The sequence below is a fragment of the Undibacterium sp. WLHG33 genome (assembly GCF_049544815.1).
In the GTDB taxonomy this organism is placed as follows: Bacteria; Pseudomonadota; Gammaproteobacteria; order Burkholderiales; family Burkholderiaceae_D; genus Undibacterium.
Genome location: NZ_CP186697.1, coordinates 3,376,287 through 3,395,499, shown reverse-complemented (window position 1 = coordinate 3,395,499; position 19,213 = coordinate 3,376,287). Strand labels below are relative to the sequence as shown.

Annotated in this window: 13 protein-coding genes; 4 read left to right on the top strand and 9 right to left on the bottom strand. The window is 50.9% G+C overall.

Going from position 1 to position 19,213, the window contains the following annotated elements; all coding sequences use genetic code 11:
- Nucleotides 1-24: 24 nt before the first annotated feature.
- The 3 genes from ACOTSW_RS15320 to ACOTSW_RS15310 all read right to left on the bottom strand — a co-directional run bounded on the left by ACOTSW_RS15320 (nt 25) and on the right by ACOTSW_RS15310 (nt 2,099).
- Nucleotides 25-321: an SCP2 sterol-binding domain-containing protein gene (locus tag ACOTSW_RS15320; RefSeq protein WP_186883713.1), complete on the bottom strand. Its 297-nt coding sequence runs from the start codon at nt 319-321 to the stop codon at nt 25-27.
- Between the two features lie 89 nt (nt 322-410).
- A complete protein-coding gene (locus tag ACOTSW_RS15315) occupies nt 411-1,064 on the bottom strand; it encodes a class I SAM-dependent methyltransferase (RefSeq protein WP_423679947.1) in 654 nt (217 codons plus the stop codon).
- A gap of 93 nt (nt 1,065-1,157) precedes the next feature.
- Nucleotides 1,158-2,099, bottom strand: a complete 942-nt coding sequence (locus tag ACOTSW_RS15310; RefSeq protein ID WP_423679946.1) for a CysB family HTH-type transcriptional regulator — start codon at nt 2,097-2,099, stop codon at nt 1,158-1,160.
- Nucleotides 2,100-2,297: 198 nt separating this feature from the next.
- On the opposite strand from ACOTSW_RS15310, the gene ACOTSW_RS15305 reads away from it, so the two are divergent.
- Nucleotides 2,298-4,475 (top strand): patatin-like phospholipase family protein, encoded by a 2,178-nt coding sequence (locus ACOTSW_RS15305; protein WP_423679945.1) that lies wholly within the window; start codon nt 2,298-2,300, stop codon nt 4,473-4,475.
- 114 nt (nt 4,476-4,589) lie between these two features.
- Here ACOTSW_RS15305 and ACOTSW_RS15300 read toward each other — a convergent pair whose 3' ends face one another.
- A complete protein-coding gene (locus tag ACOTSW_RS15300; RefSeq protein ID WP_423679944.1) occupies nt 4,590-5,579 on the bottom strand; it encodes a fumarylacetoacetate hydrolase family protein in 990 nt (329 codons plus the stop codon).
- Nucleotides 5,580-5,771: 192 nt separating this feature from the next.
- Here ACOTSW_RS15300 and ACOTSW_RS15295 point away from each other — a divergent pair, with 192 nt between their 5' ends.
- Nucleotides 5,772-7,613: a DUF885 domain-containing protein gene (locus tag ACOTSW_RS15295; RefSeq protein WP_423679943.1), complete on the top strand. Its 1,842-nt coding sequence runs from the start codon at nt 5,772-5,774 to the stop codon at nt 7,611-7,613.
- A gap of 266 nt (nt 7,614-7,879) precedes the next feature.
- Nucleotides 7,880-8,761: an HDOD domain-containing protein gene (locus ACOTSW_RS15290; RefSeq protein ID WP_423679942.1), complete on the top strand. Its 882-nt coding sequence runs from the start codon at nt 7,880-7,882 to the stop codon at nt 8,759-8,761.
- An 82-nt stretch (nt 8,762-8,843) separates the two neighbouring features.
- Here ACOTSW_RS15290 and ACOTSW_RS15285 read toward each other — a convergent pair whose 3' ends face one another.
- The 5 genes from ACOTSW_RS15285 to prpB form a co-directional block, all read right to left on the bottom strand.
- On the bottom strand, nt 8,844-10,739 hold the full coding sequence (locus ACOTSW_RS15285) for a propionate--CoA ligase (RefSeq protein WP_423679941.1): 1,896 nt from the start codon (nt 10,737-10,739) through the stop codon (nt 8,844-8,846).
- A gap of 331 nt (nt 10,740-11,070) precedes the next feature.
- Complete coding sequence (gene prpF / locus ACOTSW_RS15280; protein ID WP_423679940.1) at nt 11,071-12,261, bottom strand: 2-methylaconitate cis-trans isomerase PrpF; 1,191 nt, start codon at nt 12,259-12,261, stop codon at nt 11,071-11,073.
- Nucleotides 12,262-12,327: 66 nt separating this feature from the next.
- Complete coding sequence (gene acnD / locus ACOTSW_RS15275) at nt 12,328-14,919, bottom strand: Fe/S-dependent 2-methylisocitrate dehydratase AcnD (RefSeq protein WP_423679939.1); 2,592 nt, start codon at nt 14,917-14,919, stop codon at nt 12,328-12,330.
- Nucleotides 14,920-15,052: 133 nt separating this feature from the next.
- A complete protein-coding gene (gene prpC / locus ACOTSW_RS15270; RefSeq protein ID WP_212678618.1) occupies nt 15,053-16,201 on the bottom strand; it encodes a bifunctional 2-methylcitrate synthase/citrate synthase in 1,149 nt (382 codons plus the stop codon).
- A gap of 150 nt (nt 16,202-16,351) precedes the next feature.
- Nucleotides 16,352-17,242, bottom strand: a complete 891-nt coding sequence (gene prpB, locus ACOTSW_RS15265; RefSeq protein ID WP_186883795.1) for a methylisocitrate lyase — start codon at nt 17,240-17,242, stop codon at nt 16,352-16,354.
- A 219-nt stretch (nt 17,243-17,461) separates the two neighbouring features.
- Here prpB and prpR point away from each other — a divergent pair, with 219 nt between their 5' ends.
- Nucleotides 17,462-19,111: a propionate catabolism operon regulatory protein PrpR gene (gene prpR, locus ACOTSW_RS15260; RefSeq protein WP_423679938.1), complete on the top strand. Its 1,650-nt coding sequence runs from the start codon at nt 17,462-17,464 to the stop codon at nt 19,109-19,111.
- Nucleotides 19,112-19,213 lie beyond the last annotated feature (102 nt).

Genomic DNA, 19,213 nt, shown 5'->3' with positions numbered 1-19,213 from the left:
TGACAAAAAACTGTCTGTACGATGTCAGACGACGGTTTGCAAACGCATAGCCACGCCCATATCACCGGCAACTTTCAGTTTGCCCATCATAAATCCGTTCATAGGATTCAACTGTCCGGTCAGCAATGCGGCTAAGTCAGCCAGTGCAATCGTGATCGTGCAGGATGCTTCTTTATTTTCATTGGAAACTGTATTCGGAGACGCAACCGCATCAACGAAAACCACGCCATCAGCGCCGCAGTCGAATTTCAAAGTCGCGTTCAAACCACTGTTATCACCAACTTTAGAACGTATCGTTTCTGTGCAAGCCTGCAAATCCATGTCTGCTCCTTTATATTGAAATGACCCGCAATGTAGCATAGGAAAGAATCGGGAAACAATGGAGGATGAATACTAGAATCATCCCCCTTTCACTTAAGGATGCAACTGAGCAACCAATAGTGTTCGTTCCGATAAATACGGATATCTCTGGCTACGGGCGCAATTTTTTTACGCAACGCGCTATCGGTCGGGAAATTTTTGACTATTTCAACGCGGCTGCCATCTTCCTGCACACGCAGTTGATAGGTATTTCCCTCTGTATCTGTGCGTGCAACCGGCGTACTGCTGCCCTCTACATAATTGTTATCCATTAATACCAGCAAACTTCCCTTACCTGCCCCCCGTCTGACTCTCGTCAACAGATCGTTTTGCTGCTCGCGCTTAATATGCGACCATAAAAAACCAGCGAAACAGGCCGTGTATTCACCAGCACTTGCTTCTGGCAAATCAAAAACATCAGCAATACCGAAACGGACTTTATCCGATGGATAGCTCTTAGTCTGCGCAATATCGAGCATCACCTGATTTACATCAGTAGCATAGACTGAGTCAGCAACGGGAGCGTATTTTTCTGTCCAGTAACCGGTTCCGCAAGCGAGCTCAATGACTCTGTGACTCTGCAATAAGTCCGTAATGCGTTGCTCCATATCCTGCAAGTCCTGCTGACGTTCCGGAAGCTGGTAAATCTGCTCGAGACTGTTTGCGCGCTGCGCATAATAGTCCTGCATCGTTTTTTCAATCATACTTATTTCTAATCTAATAAAATTTATTCAAAGACCCGCTCCACTTCACCGGATTTTCTTTGCAACGCCTGATCGCAAAGAATTGTACGGTGATCACAAGTCGTAATTATCCTTATTACCTTGCAAAACACTATCCACCATCTTGCGCGTCAGCGTCGGGTTCAGTAATTCAATAAAGGTGTAAATATAGCTGCGCAAATACGCCCCCTGCTTGATCGCGACCCGCGATACATTCATGCCGAACAAATGGCCGACAGGAATTGCCCGTAAATGCTTGTCACGCTCAGCATCAAAAGCCATACCGGCAATGATGCCGATGCCCATGCCAAGTTCGACATAAGTCTTAATCACGTCAGCATCGATGGCTTCCAGTAACACATCAGGCTTTAAATCCCGCAACTGAAATGCGTGGTCAATTTTGCTGCGTCCCGCGAATGCAGAATCGTAAGTGACGAGCGGATAATGAGCGATTTCTTCCAGTGTCACATTCTTCAGTTTTAACAAAGGATGTTCGGGGGGGACGATCACCACATGCTCCCATTGATAGCAAGGCAAAGAAATCAGGCCGTCAAAGCCAGCGATAGACTCCGTTGCAATCACCAGATCTGCCTGATCACGCATGACCATTTCGGCGATCTGCTTGGGATTCCCCTGCAGCAGAGATAAGCGAACCTTTGGATACTTTTGCATAAACGCCTGCACCACCTTAGGCAAAGCATAACGAGCCTGCGTGTGCGTCGTGGCGATGGTAAAGCTGCCGCTGTCCTGCGCCGCATATTCCTTGCCTATGCGCTTGAGACCATCGATCTCTTGCATGATCAATTCTACCGATTTCAGCACCGCCCGACCGGGCTCAGTCAAACCACGTATCCGCTTGCCATGACGGGTGAATATATCAACCCCCAATTCTTCTTCCAATTCGATAATTGCCTTTGAAACACCTGGTTGCGAAGTAAACAAAGCTTTCGCTGCCTCAGTCAGGTTAAAATTCTGCCTGACAGCTTCTCGTACAAAACGTAATTGATGTAAGTTCATGGGGAGCACTAAATAGTTAGCTTATGCTTTTAAATTTAAAAAAGCTAAGGTGATATACTTCCTGCAGTATATAGAGACCAAGACAAGAATTCCATGCTCAATCGACTTTCATTTAGTTGGAAACTGCTTTTAATCAGTTTACTTTCCTGGTTCAGCCTCGTTTTAAGCACACCACATGCACATGCCGAAAGCACGACTGTGCAATCCCTGCAAACCAAGGCACCTAAAATCTGCCTGGTATTGTCCGGAGGCGGTGCCCGCGGTTTTGCCCACATCGGCGTATTGAAACAACTCGAAGCAATGCATATCCCCATTGACTGTATCGCGGGAACCAGCATGGGCGCGGTGGTCGGCGGACTGTATGCAGCAGGCTTGCCTGCGACAGAAATCGAAAAAAGGCTGTCAAGCCTGAAACTGAATGACATCGCACTGGACCGCGTCGATCGTCGCCTGCTGCCGCAGTCAGTGCGCGAAGAGGACGAGCAATACCCGCTCGGCGCCACGCTCGGGCTGAGCGCGAATGGCGTGAAGCTACCAGCAGGAGTCGTACAGGCGACGCAGTTTCAGGAGCTGTTACAAAACTGGACCGCACATCTGCCGCCGGATATTAATTTCGATAATCTGCCGATTCCTTTCAGAGCGGTCGCAACTGACCTCGAAACCGGAAAAATGGTCGTCTTTAACAAAGGCTCATTGCACAAAGCTGTGCGTGCCAGCATGGCTGCACCCGGCGTTTTTGCCCCGATAGAAATTGACGGAAAACTATTATCTGATGGTGGACTGGTACGTAACCTGCCCGTCGATATTGCGCACGATATGGGTGCAGACATCATCATTGCAGTCAATATCGGTACGCCTTTAATGCCCAGAGATCAACTGCAGACTCTGTTCAATGTCAGCCAGCAAATGGTGAATATTCTGACCGAACAGAATGTCAATGTGCAAAAAGGTCTGCTGCGTCCGGAAGATATTCTGATTGAACCTCAGCTGGGTAATATTCGCTTCATGGATTTTGATCGCTCAAAAGAAGCCACTGCGATCGGAGAGCGAGCAACGCAGAAGATTGCCAGCAAACTTGCCGCGTTACAGTTGCCGGAACATCTGCATACCGCCACCCAGCAACTACGATTGAATCCGCAGTTGCCGCCGCTGCGCATAGGATTTGTGGATATTGTCACTAACGGTGCGATCCCTGAGAGCGACATCAGGCGCCAGTTGTCAATCAAAATCGGCTCAATGTACGACGCCGAAGAAATTAATCGCAAACTCGCGATCCTGAACAATGCGCGAGAATTCGACAGCATCAATCATGAGCTTGTCCAGCGCGGCGATGAATACGGTATACGCATTAACGCCACCGGACGGAATTGGGGCCCACACTTCCTGCGTTTTGGCCTGAGTCTCTCCAGCGGCTTTGAAGGTGCCGGCGGATACAGGCTGCAAGTCGGTCATCGCCGCCCCTGGCTGACTGCAGGTGGTCTTGAATGGCGAAACGACATCGAATTCGGCAATGTTCTCAAACTGCACACCGAATTACGGCAGCCGCTGTTTGAACGAGAAGGGATGTATGTCTCGCCATATCTCGCCTATAACGAAAATACGCTGAATTACTTTAAAGACGATGTAAGGCTGGCAGAATATACTCTGCGTTCGGAAAAAGCCGGTGTCGATCTGGCCTTCCGTATCGGCGAACAAAGCGTACTCGGCGAAGCGCGGGTCGGTGTCAACTTCAACAGTTACAGCGTACGTCCCAAGCTCGGCGGCATCATCATTAACAATCAGGATGGCAGCCAGTCTAATGGCAACCTTCCCAGCGCCGATCTGCAACAAGTGGGCATCAAAACCAGCGTCGTCATCGACCAGCTCAGCGACCCCAGTTTTCCTAGGGAAGGCTATAAATTCGACAGCAGTCTGTTCGTCGGACTGAATAGCCCGAAGAAAACATATCAGGAACTCAGCATGAATGCGACGTGGGCCAAGAGCATCGACAACCACAGTGTGAATCTGAAACTCAGCGGCGCCGGCTTATTCCAGAACGATGCACAAATACGGGGAATCGGCTCTGTACTCGGCGGGTTCCAAAAACTCTCCGCCTACCAGCCTGATCAGTTCAGCGGCAACTATATGCTGTATGGCAGCGCCACATATTTGTTGCGTGCCGTGAATTTTGAAATGGCGGGGCAAAGCCTGTTTCTCGGTACCTCGTTAGAAGCCGGCAACACTTGGAATACCAGCAAAGAAATATCCGCGTCTTCTTTACGCAAAAGCATGAGTCTGTTCGCCGGATTTAACAGCTTCATCGGCCCTATCTACCTCGGCTTCGCATTCGGGCAGAATGGTGCAAGAAATATTTTCTTTCAGTTGGGCAGGCAATAATGAAAAGCTGCGATGCTATACGGCATCGCAGCTTTTTTATTCGAGAAAGTGTATTAAAACAGATGGGGCAAGTATACTGGCCAGGCAGTTCTTACTCATTAAACACGCGGCATATCAGACTCCGTCCGCCTCAACAACACTCTGCTCAATCGCACCAAAAATTGATTTTCCATTCTTATCCAGCATCTCGATTTTAATGCTGTCACCATACTGCATGAATGGCGTTACAGGCTCACCGGTTGCGATCATTTCCAGTGCACGCTTTTCCGCGATACAGCTATAACCCTTCGCAGCATCTTTATTCGATACGGTTCCCGAACCAACGATGGAACCGGCTCTCACATTTCGTGTTTTACACAAATGGGTAATCAATTGAGGGAAAGAAAACACCATATCCACACCCGCGTTCGGCTGGCCGACCAGATTGCCATTCCAACTGGATCTCAGCGGCAAATGCACCTTCCCGTCTTTCCAGGCCTCACCTAATTCATCGGGCGTTACGGCTACCGGAGAAAAACTGGTTGCAGGCTTAGACTGTAAAAAACCGAATCCTTTTGCCAGTTCAGCCGGAATCAGATTCCGCAGAGAGACGTCGTTCACCAGCATCAGTAAGCGTATCGCTTCACCTGCATGCTGCACTTTCACGCCCATAGATACATCGCCGGTAATCACGGCGATTTCACTTTCAAAATCGATACCCCATTCCGCAGAACGGACCACGATGTCATCGCAAGGTCCGATAAAATCGTCGCTGCCGCCCTGATACATCAGGGGATCATGCCAGAAACTGTCGGGCATCTCGGCATTTCTGGCTTTACGCACCAGCTCAACATGATTCACGTAGGATGAGCCGTCAGCCCATTGAAACGCACGCGGCAAAGGTGCCATACAACGTTGCGGTTCAAAGTCAAAACTATTCACCGCCCTGCCTGCATTTAATCTGTCATACAACTCACCGAGCTGTGGAGCAATGAAATTCCAGTCATCCAGCGCGCGTTGCAAAGTCGGAGCAATACCATCTGCAATACAGGCCGTTTTTAAATCCCTGGCCACGACCATTAATTGCCCGTCGCGCGATCCATCTTTAAGAGTAGCAAGCTTCATCAACATTCCTGAGTTAATTCGGTTAAGCCTGATTTTACCTGAAGAAATTTCAGAGAAATCGCTCAGTACGTCAATGGTAATAAATTGCTCGGAGCAACAACGACTGCTGACATAAAATAGCGGCCAGATCTGCCAGCCGGAATACCCCGCTCAAAAAACACGCTGGTCAATACTATTTCAGGATATCGTCACATGTTGCTACCCCGTTCCATCTCTTTATCTGTGCTTGCTCTCAGCATCTGCTGCCTCGGCAGCGGCATACCACTGGCGTTTGCGGAGCATCTGCCATCTTCCGCGACAACAAGGTCTTATCCGGCATCTTCAGTGAATGCAGCAAAAAAACTGGCTGCACTGGCGGAACTTTATTATGAAACCCAGGCCGAATTTGAACCGATCACCGCAACCTATAACGGCGACAGCCGCTACGATGACAAACTGCCGCAGACATTGAATCCGGAAATCAAAGCGAAACAAATAGCCCGGTTGCGACAGATATCGAAGGCTCTGTCAGCGATCCCGCGCAAAACGCTGAGTACACAAGATCAGGTCACTTATGACTGTCTGCAATTTGAGATCGATGCAACCATACGTATGTCGAAATTTGACGACAGGCTGATGCCCGTGAATCAGATGGATAGCGTGCCACTGACGCTGGCGCATTTTGCCAGCGGACAAAGTGCGCAATTATTAAAGTCCGTTGCGCAATACAATAATTACCTGAACCGCCTCCGGCAATTACCCGATTGGTTAAAACAGGCAAAGATCAATATGCGTGAAGGTATGCGCCGCAAAATCGTGCTGCCAAAAGCACTGGTGATTTCTATGCTGCCGCAGTATGAACAACTGGTAACGGAGCAGGCAGCTGAGCATCCGTATTTTCTGCCCGTCACAAATTTTCCGGCTGAATTTACCGAAGCGGACAAAGTCCGCCTGAGCAACGACTATCAGACCGTGATACAGGCACAAGTACTGCCAGCGCTGCGCCGCTTTCATCAGTTCCTGAAAGACGAGTATTTACCGGCAAGCCGTGACAGTACAGGCTGGAGCGCGTTACCGGGCGGGGCTGAATGGTATCAGGCATGGGTCGAAGATCAGACCACGACCCGCCTCACACCGGAACAAATCCACGCAACCGGTCTGCGGGAGGTTGCCCGTATCCAGCGGGAATACGCAATACTGGGACCAAAACTCGGTTATCAGGGCAAACCTGAATCTCTGCCTGAATGGATGGAAGCACAGACAAACTATCGCCCGTTCAAAACAGAAAAAGAAGTGCTGGACGCTTATAGAGCGATTGATACCGTTGTCAGACAAAAACTGCCGGAGTTCTTTGAAAAGACCCCCAAAGCATCGCTGGAAATTCGCCCCGAACCTGAAATCAGCCGTGCGACCGCATCTGATCACTATACGGCACCGGCGATTGACGGCTCTCGCCCGGGTGTATTCTGGGCAGTCATTAATAAGCCTGAAGATTACGCAACGACCGGAATGAAAACTTTATTCCTGCACGAGGGACAACCGGGTCACCATTTTCATCTCGCGACCTTACAAGAACTCGATGTACCGAAATTCCGCAAGGTCGGTGGAAATAATGCCTATACAGAGGGATGGGCGCTCTACGCAGAAACCCTGGGACGGGAAATGGGTTTATTTGACAATGACCCGGCCGCATATTACGGCCACCTCAGCGATGAAATGCTGCGTGCAACCAGACTGGTAGTCGATACCGGCATGCATGCCAAAGGCTGGACGCGGGAACAGGGAATTCAATACCTGCAGCAAACGCTGGGTTACAGCGAGGCGGTCTCGCGCCAGTGTATAGAGCGCTACATGGCATGGCCGGGGCAGGCATTAGGATATAAGATAGGCTCACTCAAAATCATGGAGTTACGCCAGAAAGCCCAGGCTGAACTGGGCGATCGTTTTAATTTGCGGGGTTTCCATAACGTTGTATTGAGCGATGGTACGTTGCCGCTGTCCTTACTTGAAACAAAGGTATTGATGTGGATTAATAATCAGAAGCAAGTGAAATAAAAAATGAAATAAACGAAGAAACATTTACGTATTTTTACAGAAGCTTGATTGACCTTCAGTGTCAAGTCGAGCAGAATGAGGCAATGATATTCATTGCCTCAGAACTTCCTTATCAGAATTAACATTTACAATGTAATGCATGGTATCTGAGGCTTGGCCATAGCAACGGTGACAGAAGTAGTAAGCCGGGCTTTCTTTCTCCGGTGGTGTTGCAGGCAAACGCAAACCGGAAACATCAGCGAAGTTTAACCATTATGACCTCTGCGATGAACAGATCAACAGCGCTTAAATACATTGTTGAACAAGCAAACACCGGCGACCTGGTATTCCCGACAAATATCGCCGCGTCCGTTAAAATTCAACAAGCGATCAGAGACCCCGAATGTTCAGCAGATCTCGCTGCCCGACTGGTGCTGAATGAGCCCTTGCTCGCAGCACGTGTGGTTGCAACGGCGAACTCAGCAGCATATAGCAGGGGTAACGTCGTCAATAACGTGAAAGCAGCGATCAACCGGTTGGGATTCAGCACCCTGAATGCGATCGTCGCATCGATTGTAGTACGTCAGTTGGCAGGAAGCAGCAAAGATAAACGCATACAGAGCATGGTCAGTACGCTGTGGGAACATTCTGCTCAGGTTGCCGCACTGTCACGCGTCATTGCACGCAAAATAACGAAAGTGGATCCGGACACCGCGATGTTCGCTGGCATCGTGCATGAAGTCGGTAATTTCTATCTGTTATCCCGCGCTGAAGAATTCCCGTCTTTACTCGAAATCGAATACCCGATCATAGAAACAACGGAAAAATCAGTTTCCGAAGATCCTCTGGATGAAGAAGAAGGCGATTCCAACGAAGCCATCATCGGTCGCGCGGTAATCCACACTCTGCAACTGCCACCAACCGTGGTAGAGGCACTGGAGGCATTGTGGTTTGGTCTGCGGGCAATGCCGCCTGAAACGCTGGGCGACACCATTTTACTGGCGAATGAGCTGGCCAGAACGAAGTCTCCTTTTGACTACAATTCTTATGCTGAAGCCGGACAGTTCGCCTCCGAAATTGATTTTGTGGTCGGTGACGGCACGCTCAACAGCATACTGGAAGAATCTGATGAAGAGGTCAGCAGTCTGACATCGGCATTATTGGTGTAATACTGACACAAAGATAAGGACACAAAGTAAAAAAGAGGTGGATAAAACTATCCACCTCTTTTTTTATGCAGAGAATATCCGATTAACCCTGATGAGCGACGACATCCTTAATTTGCGCCAGTGAATGAGGATCTTCTATCGTTGTGAGGTCACCCGCATCCCTGCCCTCGCAAATCGCCTGGATAGAACGACGCAGTAATTTACCGGAACGGGTTTTCGGCAACACACCGACGAAATATACCCGGGACGGTCTGGCAACCGCACCAAGTTGTTTATCTACAACAGCCATCACCTCCGCTTCCAGTGCGTGTTTTTGCTCCGGTGTGCTTGCGGCTTCCGGATGCTTCAGTGTCGCAAAGGCGACAGCCACCTGCCCTTTGAGTTTATCTTCAACACCGACCACGGCAACTTCAGAAATCTGCGGATGACTGGAAATGCTCTCCTCGATTTCACGCGTACCAAGGCGATGACCAGCGACATTAATCACATCGTCGGTACGTCCGAGAATGAAGTAATAACCATCCTCGTCTTTGATGCCCCAGTCAAACGTCGAATACAGCTGTTCATGCGCAAAATTTGTCCAATAGGTACTGACAAAACGCTGATCGTCGCCATACACCGTTTGCATACAACCCGGCGGCAAAGGACCGCGAATCGCCACGACACCTTTTTCATTCGGGCCACATTCAGCGCCCGTCATTTCATTGATGATCTGAACGTTGTAACCGTACATCGCAACACCGGGGCTACCCAGCCGGGTCGGGGTATTTTCAATGGCACGGGCAACCGACAGAATCGGCCAGCCGGTTTCAGTCTGCCAGTAATTATCGATGATCGGCACACCAAGCTCAGTTGCGATCCAGCTTGACGTGGTTTCATCCAGTGGTTCACCCGCCAGATAGAGTGCCTTTAACGATGATAAATCGTATTTCTTCATCAGCTCAGGCGGATGTTTTTTCAGCACACGAATCGCCGTCGGTGCAGAAAACATGCGCGTGACTTTGTATTTTTCAACGATGCTCCACCAAATACCCGCATCAGGACGAATCGGTGTGCCCTCGTACATAATCGTCGCCATACCGGCGATCAGCGGGCCATAGACGATGTAAGAATGTCCGACTACCCAGCCGATATCGGATGTCGCAAAGTAGGTTTCACCGGCATTGCCGCAATAGATATGCTTCATCGACGCAGCCAGCGCCACCGCATAACCACCGACATCGCGCTGCACGCCTTTTGGTTTGCCGGTCGTACCGGATGTATACAGCACATACGACATCTCATTTGATTCCAGCCAAGTTACCGGCACCGGTGTCTGCATATGTTGTGCACGCAATGCCGCGTAATCGACATCGCGTCCCGCCACCAGCGTCATTGCATCAAGACCGCGATTCACAATCAGCACATGCGCTGGCTTATGTTCGGCTAACTCAATCGCATCATTCAACAACGGCTTATATGGAACGGCCTTGCCACCGCGCATACCAGCGTCGGCAGAAACAACCAGTACCGGCTTGGCATCGTCAATACGGGTTGCCAGACTTTTTGAAGCAAAGCCACCGAACACCACTGAATGCACGGCACCGATACGGGCACAGGCCAGCATCGCAAACGCGGCCTCGGCAATCATCGGCATATAAATCAGAACACGGTCGCCGCGCTGCACGCCCAGCGACAACATAATCGCCGCCATACGTTGCACTTCCTGATGCAACTCAGCGAAGCTATACACTTTCTCCGTATTGGTTTCGGTAGAAATCGCAATCAGTGCCGCTTTATCCGGTTGCGTTGCAACCCAGCGATCAACCGCGTTATAGCAAAGATTCGTTTCACCGCCGACAAACCATTTAGCAAATGGCGGCTGGCTGTGATCAAGTACCTGCTGGTAAGGTTTGTGCCAGTCGATCAATTTGGCCTGATCATCCCAGAATGATTCTGGATTTTGTATCGATTGCTGATAAAACGCTGCGTAAGACATACTCTCTCCTGTTTTTTATTGTGCTGCATTCCGGGTCAGCGAAATGCGAATGAATCTGTAAGTTTTATGTAAGCGACCAAGAAAAAACGCGACCGTTTAAGCGGTCGCGTCTGATAAATTTTTGCGTTATTTCCGAACATAAATGGCGATACGAATGCGGACACTCGCCTGTTCCTTGCATTATCCCCGTCAACCACGGCTGATCAGACCTGGCGCAGGAAAAAGCTGACCGCAACAACCTATGACGGCTCTCGTTGCTAAGGAGATTCGTCATGACAAAACGGCGATAAGTGCGGTGAATACGGTCAGCTTGCATAGATAACAGATAAAATCAGAAGGTGTCGCCGGGAATACGTACCCAGCCTTCCATCAATACACGTGCACTACGGCTCATGATGGCTTTTTTCACTGTCCATTCGCCATTTTCCTGTTTGGCTTCGGCGCCAACCCGCAAAGTGCCGGAAGGATGTCCGAAGCGCACCGCGGTACGCTCACCACCACCTGCCGCCAGATTGACGAGTGTGCCGGGAATCGCTGCCGCAGTGCCGATCGCCACTGCTGCCGTACCCATCATCGCGTGGTGTAGTTTGCCCATCGACAAAGCGCGCACTAACAAATCGATTTCCGTTGCATTGACTTGCTTGCCACTGGAAGAAACATACGATTGCGGTTTTGCAACAAACGCCACCTTCGGCGTATGCTGGCGTTGAGCCGCTTCATCAATATGCTTGATCAAGCCCATGCGTACCGCTCCGTAAGCGCGGATAGTCTCGAACTTAGCGAGTGCCGCAGGGTCACTGTTAATTGCATCCTGCAATTCGGTACCGGTATAACCTATCGCTTCGGCGTTCACAAATATCGTCGGTATACCGGCATTGATCATCGTCGCTTTCAACGTACCGATACCGGGCACGTCCAGATCATCGACCAGATTCCCAGTCGGGAACATGGAACCGCCAGCGCCTTCTTCATCGGCAGCCGGATCCATGAATTCGAGCTGCACTTCAGCGGCAGGAAAAGTTACGCCGTCGAGTTCAAAATCACCGGTTTCCTGCACTTCGCCATTCGTGATTGGCACATGAGCGATGATAGTTTTACTGATATTCGCTTGCCAGATGCGTACTACGGCAACGCCGTTTTGCGGAACACGACTCGCATCCACCAGACCGGCGCTGATCGCGAAGGAACCGACCGCTGCCGACAGATTGCCGCAATTGCCGCTCCAGTCAACGAAAGCTTTATCAATCGAGACCTGACCGAACAGGTAGTCAACATCATGATCCGCCTTGCTGCTTTTCGACAGAATCACGGTCTTACTGGTACTGGATGTTGCACCACCCATACCGTCGATTTGTTTACCGTAAGGATCTGGGCTGCCGATCACGCGCAACAGAATCGCGTCACGCGCCGCACCGGGCACTTGCGCCGCCGGCGGCAAATCCTGCAAACGGAAAAACACGCCTTTGCTGGTACCGCCACGGATATACGTCGCAGGAATTTTAATTTGAGCTGGATGAGCCATCATTCTCTTCTGTACTTGGTTTCAGGTTCCCTCTCCCGCTTTCGGGAGAGGGACTTATTTCATCACTTACACTTTCTTCGTCGATTCCAAAAAGTCTTGAGCAAAACGCTGCAACACGCCACCGGCCTCATAAATCGAGACTTCTTCTGCGGTATCCAGGCGGCAAGTCACCGGCACCTCGACACGTTCACCATTCTTGCGATGGATAATCAGCGTCAGTGTGGCACGTGGTGTACGTTCGCCAACCACATCAAAGGTTTCACTTCCGTCGATATTCAGTGTCAGACGGTTCACGCCGGGTTTGAATTCCAGCGGCAAGACACCCATACCGACCAGATTCGTGCGGTGGATACGCTCAAAGCCTTCGGCAACAATCGCTTCCACGCCCGCCAGACGCACACCTTTGGCAGCCCAGTCACGCGAAGAACCTTGACCATAATCCGCACCAGCGATGATGATTAATGGTTGCTTGCGTTCCATGTAGGTTTCAATCGCTTCCCACATGCGGGTCACTTTGCCTTCCGGCTCGATACGTGCCAGCGAACCGGCTTTCACTTTGCCATCGACCTGCACCATTTCGTTTTTCAAGGTCGGGTTCGCAAAGGTCGCGCGCTGCGCTGTCAGATGATCGCCGCGATGGGTTGCGTAGGAATTGAAGTCCTCTTCCGGCAAACCCATTTTTGCCAGGTAAGCACCAGCGGCGCTGTCGAGCATAATCGCGTTCGATGGTGACAAATGATCTGTCGTAATGTTGTCGCCTAAAACTGCCAGAGGACGCATGCCTGTCATCGTGCGTGGCGCAGCGAGTGCACCCTCCCAGTACGGTGGACGGCGGATATACGTACTTTGCGGACGCCAGTTATACAACGGGCTGACCTTCTCCCCATTGTCGGCCTGAATCGCAAACATAGGCTCGTACACCTGGCGGAACATTTCCGGTTTGACGCTGGATTTCACAATCGCATCAATTTCTTCATCGGTAGGCCAGATGTCTTTCAAACGGATTTCTTTGCCATCCACAACAGCCAGCACATCTTTTTCAATATCAAAACGGATGGTACCGGCAATCGCATACGCAACCACCAACGGTGGCGATGCGAGGAAAGCCTGTTTTGCATACGGGTGAATACGACCGTCAAAATTACGGTTACCAGACAACACCGCTGTCGCGTATAAATCACGATCAATAATTTCTTGCTGGATCACAGGATCAAGCGCACCGGACATACCGTTGCAAGACGTGCAGGCATAGGCTACGACGCCGAAGCCCAGTTTTTCCAGATCATCCATCAGACCGGCTTCTTCCAGATACAGCGTGACAGCTTTCGAGCCTGGCGCTAAAGAAGATTTCACCCATGGCTTACGTGTCAGTCCCAGCTTATTCGCATTGCGTGCCAGCAGCGCTGCAGCAATCACATTACGCGGATTACTGGTGTTGGTGCAGCTGGTAATCGCCGCGATAATCACGGCGCCATCCGGCATTTGTCCTGGAACATTTTCCCATTTTGCAGCAATGCCTTTGGCAGCCAGATCCGTTGTCGCAACACGTGCGTGCGGATTCGAAGGACCAGCCATATTACGCACGACACTGGACAAATCGAATGTCAATACACGTTCATACTCAGCATTGATCAGACTGTCCGCCCACAGACCGGCGGCTTTCGCATAAGTCTCAACCAGTTTCACCTGTTCATCACTGCGGCCTGTCAGTTTCAGATAATCAATGGTTTGCTGATCAATTGCGAACATCGCCGCTGTTGCACCATATTCCGGCGCCATATTCGAAATCGTTGCACGGTCACCGAGCGTCAGCGCGGCAGCGCCAGCGCCGTAGAACTCAAGGTAAGCGCCGACCACTTTTTGTTTGCGCAGGAATTCAGTCAATGCCAGCACCACGTCAGTCGCAGTGATGCCTGGTTGCGGACGACCTGTGAGTTCCACGCCGATGATGTCCGGCAGACGCATCCACGATGCGCGACCCAGCATGACGTTTTCTGCTTCCAGACCACCAACACCAATCGCGATCACACCCAGCGCATCAACATGCGGCGTATGGCTGTCGGTACCGACCAGCGTATCAGGAAACGCCACGCCATCTTTCGCATGAATCACCGGTGACATCCGTTCCAGATTGATCTGATGCATGATGCCGTTACCCGGTGGGATCACATCGACATTTTTGAAGGCTTTTTTGGTCCAGTTGATGAAATCAAAGCGGTCTTCATTGCGACGGTCTTCAATCGCACGGTTTTTGGCGAACGCATCAGGATCAAAACCACCGCATTCCACTGCCAGCGAGTGATCGACAATCAGTTGTACCGGCACGACCGGATTGACTTGCGCTGGATCACCGCCCTGATCTGCAATCGCATCACGCAAACCGGCCAGATCGACCAGCGCGGTTTGTCCCAGAATATCGTGACAGACTACACGCGCCGGAAACCATGGAAAATCGAGTTCGCGTTTGCGTTCGATGAATTGCTTCAGCGATTCAGTCAGCGTCGCCGGGTCGCAACGACGCACCAGATTTTCAGCCAGTACGCGTGAAGTGTATGGCAGCTTGTCATAGGCGCCGGGTTGAATTGCATCGACCGCTGCACGAGCGTCGAAAAAATCCAGTTGGGTGCCGGGGAGTGGTTTGCGGTTTGCAGTGTTCATGGCTTATTCAGGAATAATGGATGTTCCGGGAGCGAAACGCGTGGCAATCTCTTGCTGCGTCTTTGCCCTCTTTTCTGCGCTGACGCTGCTTACACATGAGTAAGCAGCGTCAGCGACTCAGACAAATGACAGATTATTTGCGGCTCTTGATCGGCACAAATTTCAAGTCCTCAGGACCGACATAATTTGCGCTAGGACGAATGATCTTGTTATCGATACGCTGTTCGATGATGTGTGCCGCCCAGCCGGATGTGCGGGCGATCACAAACAATGGTGTGAACATCGCTGTTGGCACACCCATCATGTGATACGACACAGCAGAGAACCAGTCTAGATTCGGGAACATTTTTTTGATGTCCCACATCACTGTTTCCAGACGTTCAGCGATGTCGTACATCTTCATAGAGCCCGCATCTTTCGACAGGTTGCGCGCAACTTCTTTGATCACTTTGTTGCGTGGATCAGAGATCGTATAGACAGGGTGACCGAAACCGATCACAACTTCTTTATTTTCAACACGTTTTTTGATGTCGGCTTCTGCTTCATCCGGATTGTCGTAACGTTTCTGAATTTCAAACGCGACTTCATTCGCGCCGCCGTGTTTAGGACCGCGCAGTGCGCCGATCGCACCGGTAATCGCAGAATACATATCGGAACCGGTACCGGCGATGACACGACCGGTAAATGTTGATGCATTGAATTCATGCTCTGCATACAGAATCAGTGAAGTATGCATCGCTTTTTCCCAAAGCTTGCTTGGCTTCTGACCATGCAGCAGATGCAGGAAATGGCCACCGATCGATTCGTCGTCAGTTTCAGTTTCTATGCGTTTACCGTTATGGCTGTAGTGGTACCAGTATAGCAGCATGGAACCCAGCGACGCCATCAGACGATCAGCGATATCGCGCGCGCCCGGTGTGTTGTGGTCATCTTTTTCCGGCAAAACGCAACCCAGTGCAGAAACACCGGTACGCATCACATCCATAGGATGCGAGGATGCAGGCAACCATTCGAGCGCCGCTTTCACATTCGCAGGCAAGCCGCGCAATGCTTTCAATTTTGCTTTGTAGGCATGCAATTCGGCGACGGTCGGCAACTTGCCATGTACCAGCAAATGGGCGATTTCTTCAAATTCGCAGGCATCGGCCACGTCGAGAATATCGTAACCACGGTAATGCAGGTCATTACCGGTTTTACCCACGGTACACAAAGCGGTATTACCCGCAGTCACGCCGGACAAGGCAACGGATTTCTTTGGTTTGAAAGGAACTGCTTCGGTCATGGTGCTCTCCTGAGATAATTAGATACTCCCCCCAGTATTTTTTAACGCCCAATGAATCTGCTGAGAATAAGGCGATTATTTAAAAAAACAGGGGGAGTATGTGTTTTTATACGGTTTTAAAATGAATGGAATCCGGTAGCAAATAAGGAATTATTTGTTCTTTTGCTGCGCAAACAAGGCATCCAGTTTTTGCTCGAAATCGTGATAATTGATGCGCTCGTACAATTCCATCCGGGTTTGCATGGTATCGACCACGTTCTTTTGCGAACCGTCGCGGCGAATCGCGGTGTACACATTCTCAGCCGCTTTGTTCATTGCGCGGAATGCGGACAATGGATACAACACGAGACCGACATCGACTGCGGCTAATTCTTCGACGGTGTACAACGGTGTCGCACCGAACTCGGTAATGTTGGCCAGGATAGGTACTTTGACCGCGTTAGCGAATTGTTTGTACATCGCCAGTTCGGTAATCGCTTCCGGGAAAATCATGTCGGCACCCGCTTCCACGCAAGCCTGCGCGCGATCAATCGCGGCTTCCAGACCTTCGACGGCGAGCGCATCGGTACGCGCCATGATCACAAAATTTTCATCAGTACGCGCATCGACTGCGGCTTTGATGCGATCAACCATTTCCTGCTTGGTGACGATTTCTTTGTTCGGACGATGGCCGCAACGCTTAGCGCCGACCTGATCTTCGATATGCATCGCCGCAGCGCCGAATTTGATCATCGATTTGACTGTGCGTGCCACGTTGAACGCAGATGAACCGAAACCGGTATCCACATCGACCAGCAAAGGCAGGTCGCACACATCGGTAATACGGCGCACATCGGTCAGCACGTCATCCAGATTGGAAATACCCAGATCAGGCAAACCGAGAGAACCGGCAGCGACACCGCCACCGGACAGATAAATAGCCTTGAAACCAGCGCGTTTGGCCAGCAAAGCATGGTTCGCGTTGATCGCGCCAACCACTTGTAACGGGGATTCTTCTTGCATCGCCTTACGGAAGGCGGCACCTGCGGAGTAGTTGCTCATATCGTTGATGTCTTTCAGGTTAATGAAGTTGCGAGCGTCTATTGCAATCAACATGCCAGCGCGAACCAGCATCGCAACAGCTTAGACTGGGAATGTTAAAAATCAAGGACTTAAGCAGCACAATTTAAGAATAATCAATTGCGTATTTCAGATAAGATGTTTCATAATGATGTTTCATTAAACGAAAAATGAAACACGTTTTTCAGAATTGAAACAAATATGAAACAACCGCCATTACCGCTGCGTGAAACGCAGGACAAACCCGTTATCTGGACAGTGTCGATTTCCCGCTTGTTCGACATGTTCCGCGACATCATGGTGGAATACGACGCGAATGCCGATATCGTTCCACTGAATATGGGTTTTGAGGAAGCGGTACAGCATATCCGCGAACGTCTGCAAACCGAACGTTGCGATGCCGTCGTCGCCGCCGGCTCCAATGCCGCGTACCTGAAAAATCGTCTGCCGATTCCTGTCGTCACCGCCAAGGCCAGCGGTTTTGACGTCATGCAGGCTTTGGCACGGGCGCGCAAGGTATCGAGCGAAATCGCTCTGATTACCTATCAGGAAACCATGCCCGAACTGGTCGATTTCAAAAATACCTTCGGCTTCAAGATAGAACAGCGTACCTATGTGACCGAAGAAGACGCGCGGGCGCAGATCAGCGAACTCAAGGCCAGTGGCATACAGGCAATCGTCGGCGCCGGCCTGATTACCGATCTGGCGGTCGAAGCGGGTCTGACCGGTATTTTTATGTACTCCGCCACGTCGATTCGTCAGGCTTTTGACGACGCACTCGAAATCGCCCGCCTGACCCGACTGGAGTCACAGCGGGGAAGGCATCATCCGGCCGCTGACGCATTACGTACCAAACACGGCTTAAGCGATCTGCGCGGTGAGTCGGCCGTCATGGAAAGCACCCGCCGCGCGATCAGCTTATTTGCGCGCTCTCCCGCCACAGTGTTGCTGCAGGGCGAAACCGGCACCGGTAAAGAGCTGGCTGCGCAAGCCATACATAGCGAAAGCCCGCGCGCAAGGCAGCCTTTTGTTGCCGTCAATTGCGGTGCGATTGCGGAATCGCTGCTGGAATCAGAATTATTCGGTTACGACGAAGGTGCATTCACCGGCGCGCGGCGCGGTGGTCATGCAGGCTTATTTGAGGCCGCCAATCGCGGCACCTTATTTCTGGATGAAATCGGCGAAATGCCGCTGAACCTGCAAACCCGTCTGCTACGCGTTCTGGAAGAACGCGAAATTGTCAGGGTCGGCGGGGTGCGTCCGGTCGCGGTCGATGTACGCATCATCAGCGCAACCCACTGCGATCTTGAAGCCAGAGTCAGAGAAGGGAAATTCCGCTCAGATCTGTTTTACCGGCTTGCGGTGTTGCGCCTGCAACTGCCACCGCTGCGCGAACGGCAAGCAGACATTATGCCGCTGGCAGAATGGTCCCTGAAACATGCTCTGGCGGCGATGGGCGCCCGCCCCCACCCGAATCTGCATGCAGAAATCAGCAGTTGCACCAGTTTATTTGAAACCTATCCCTGGCCAGGTAATGTCAGGGAGATGCGCAACATGATGGAGCGGCTCGGTCTGTTCCTTGCTGCAGAACCATTACAGGCGCTGAGTCCGGCGTTTGTCGGCAAAATTTTACCGGAACTAGCATCTGGAATCGCGACGAACGAAACAGCTAAAACAATGAGCATCGTTCTCCCGGGGAAAAACCAGTTACCAGATATTCCCGTTGCCAGCGACGAATCGCTGGAAGAAATCATGCAACGGTTCGGCCATCAGCGCGATGCTGTCGCCGCGTATTTAGGTATCAGCAGAACCACCTTATGGCGTAAATTAAAAAATCAGAGTAAAGCGTGAAATCATTCATGCTGAAAGTCAAAGGTGAAAATCATCAGGCCGTAAGGTAAAATGAGTCCCCGAATCCCGATGACTGTCCCACTACCGAATTGCAATGTTGAA

Coding starts and splice junctions, on each gene's coding strand:
- prpR (WP_423679938.1), top strand. CDS start 17,462: ATGAAACAACCGCCATTACCGCTGCGTGAAACGCAGGACAAACCCGTT.
- prpF (WP_423679940.1), bottom strand. CDS start 12,261: ATGGCTCATCCAGCTCAAATTAAAATTCCTGCGACGTATATCCGTGGC.
- prpB (WP_186883795.1), bottom strand. CDS start 17,242: ATGAGCAACTACTCCGCAGGTGCCGCCTTCCGTAAGGCGATGCAAGAA.
- ACOTSW_RS15295 (WP_423679943.1), top strand. CDS start 5,772: ATGTTGCTACCCCGTTCCATCTCTTTATCTGTGCTTGCTCTCAGCATC.
- acnD (WP_423679939.1), bottom strand. CDS start 14,919: ATGAACACTGCAAACCGCAAACCACTCCCCGGCACCCAACTGGATTTT.
- ACOTSW_RS15310 (WP_423679946.1), bottom strand. CDS start 2,099: ATGAACTTACATCAATTACGTTTTGTACGAGAAGCTGTCAGGCAGAAT.
- prpC (WP_212678618.1), bottom strand. CDS start 16,201: ATGACCGAAGCAGTTCCTTTCAAACCAAAGAAATCCGTTGCCTTGTCC.
- ACOTSW_RS15285 (WP_423679941.1), bottom strand. CDS start 10,739: ATGTCTTACGCAGCGTTTTATCAGCAATCGATACAAAATCCAGAATCA.
- ACOTSW_RS15315 (WP_423679947.1), bottom strand. CDS start 1,064: ATGATTGAAAAAACGATGCAGGACTATTATGCGCAGCGCGCAAACAGT.
- ACOTSW_RS15300 (WP_423679944.1), bottom strand. CDS start 5,579: ATGAAGCTTGCTACTCTTAAAGATGGATCGCGCGACGGGCAATTAATG.
- ACOTSW_RS15290 (WP_423679942.1), top strand. CDS start 7,880: ATGAACAGATCAACAGCGCTTAAATACATTGTTGAACAAGCAAACACC.
- ACOTSW_RS15320 (WP_186883713.1), bottom strand. CDS start 321: ATGGATTTGCAGGCTTGCACAGAAACGATACGTTCTAAAGTTGGTGAT.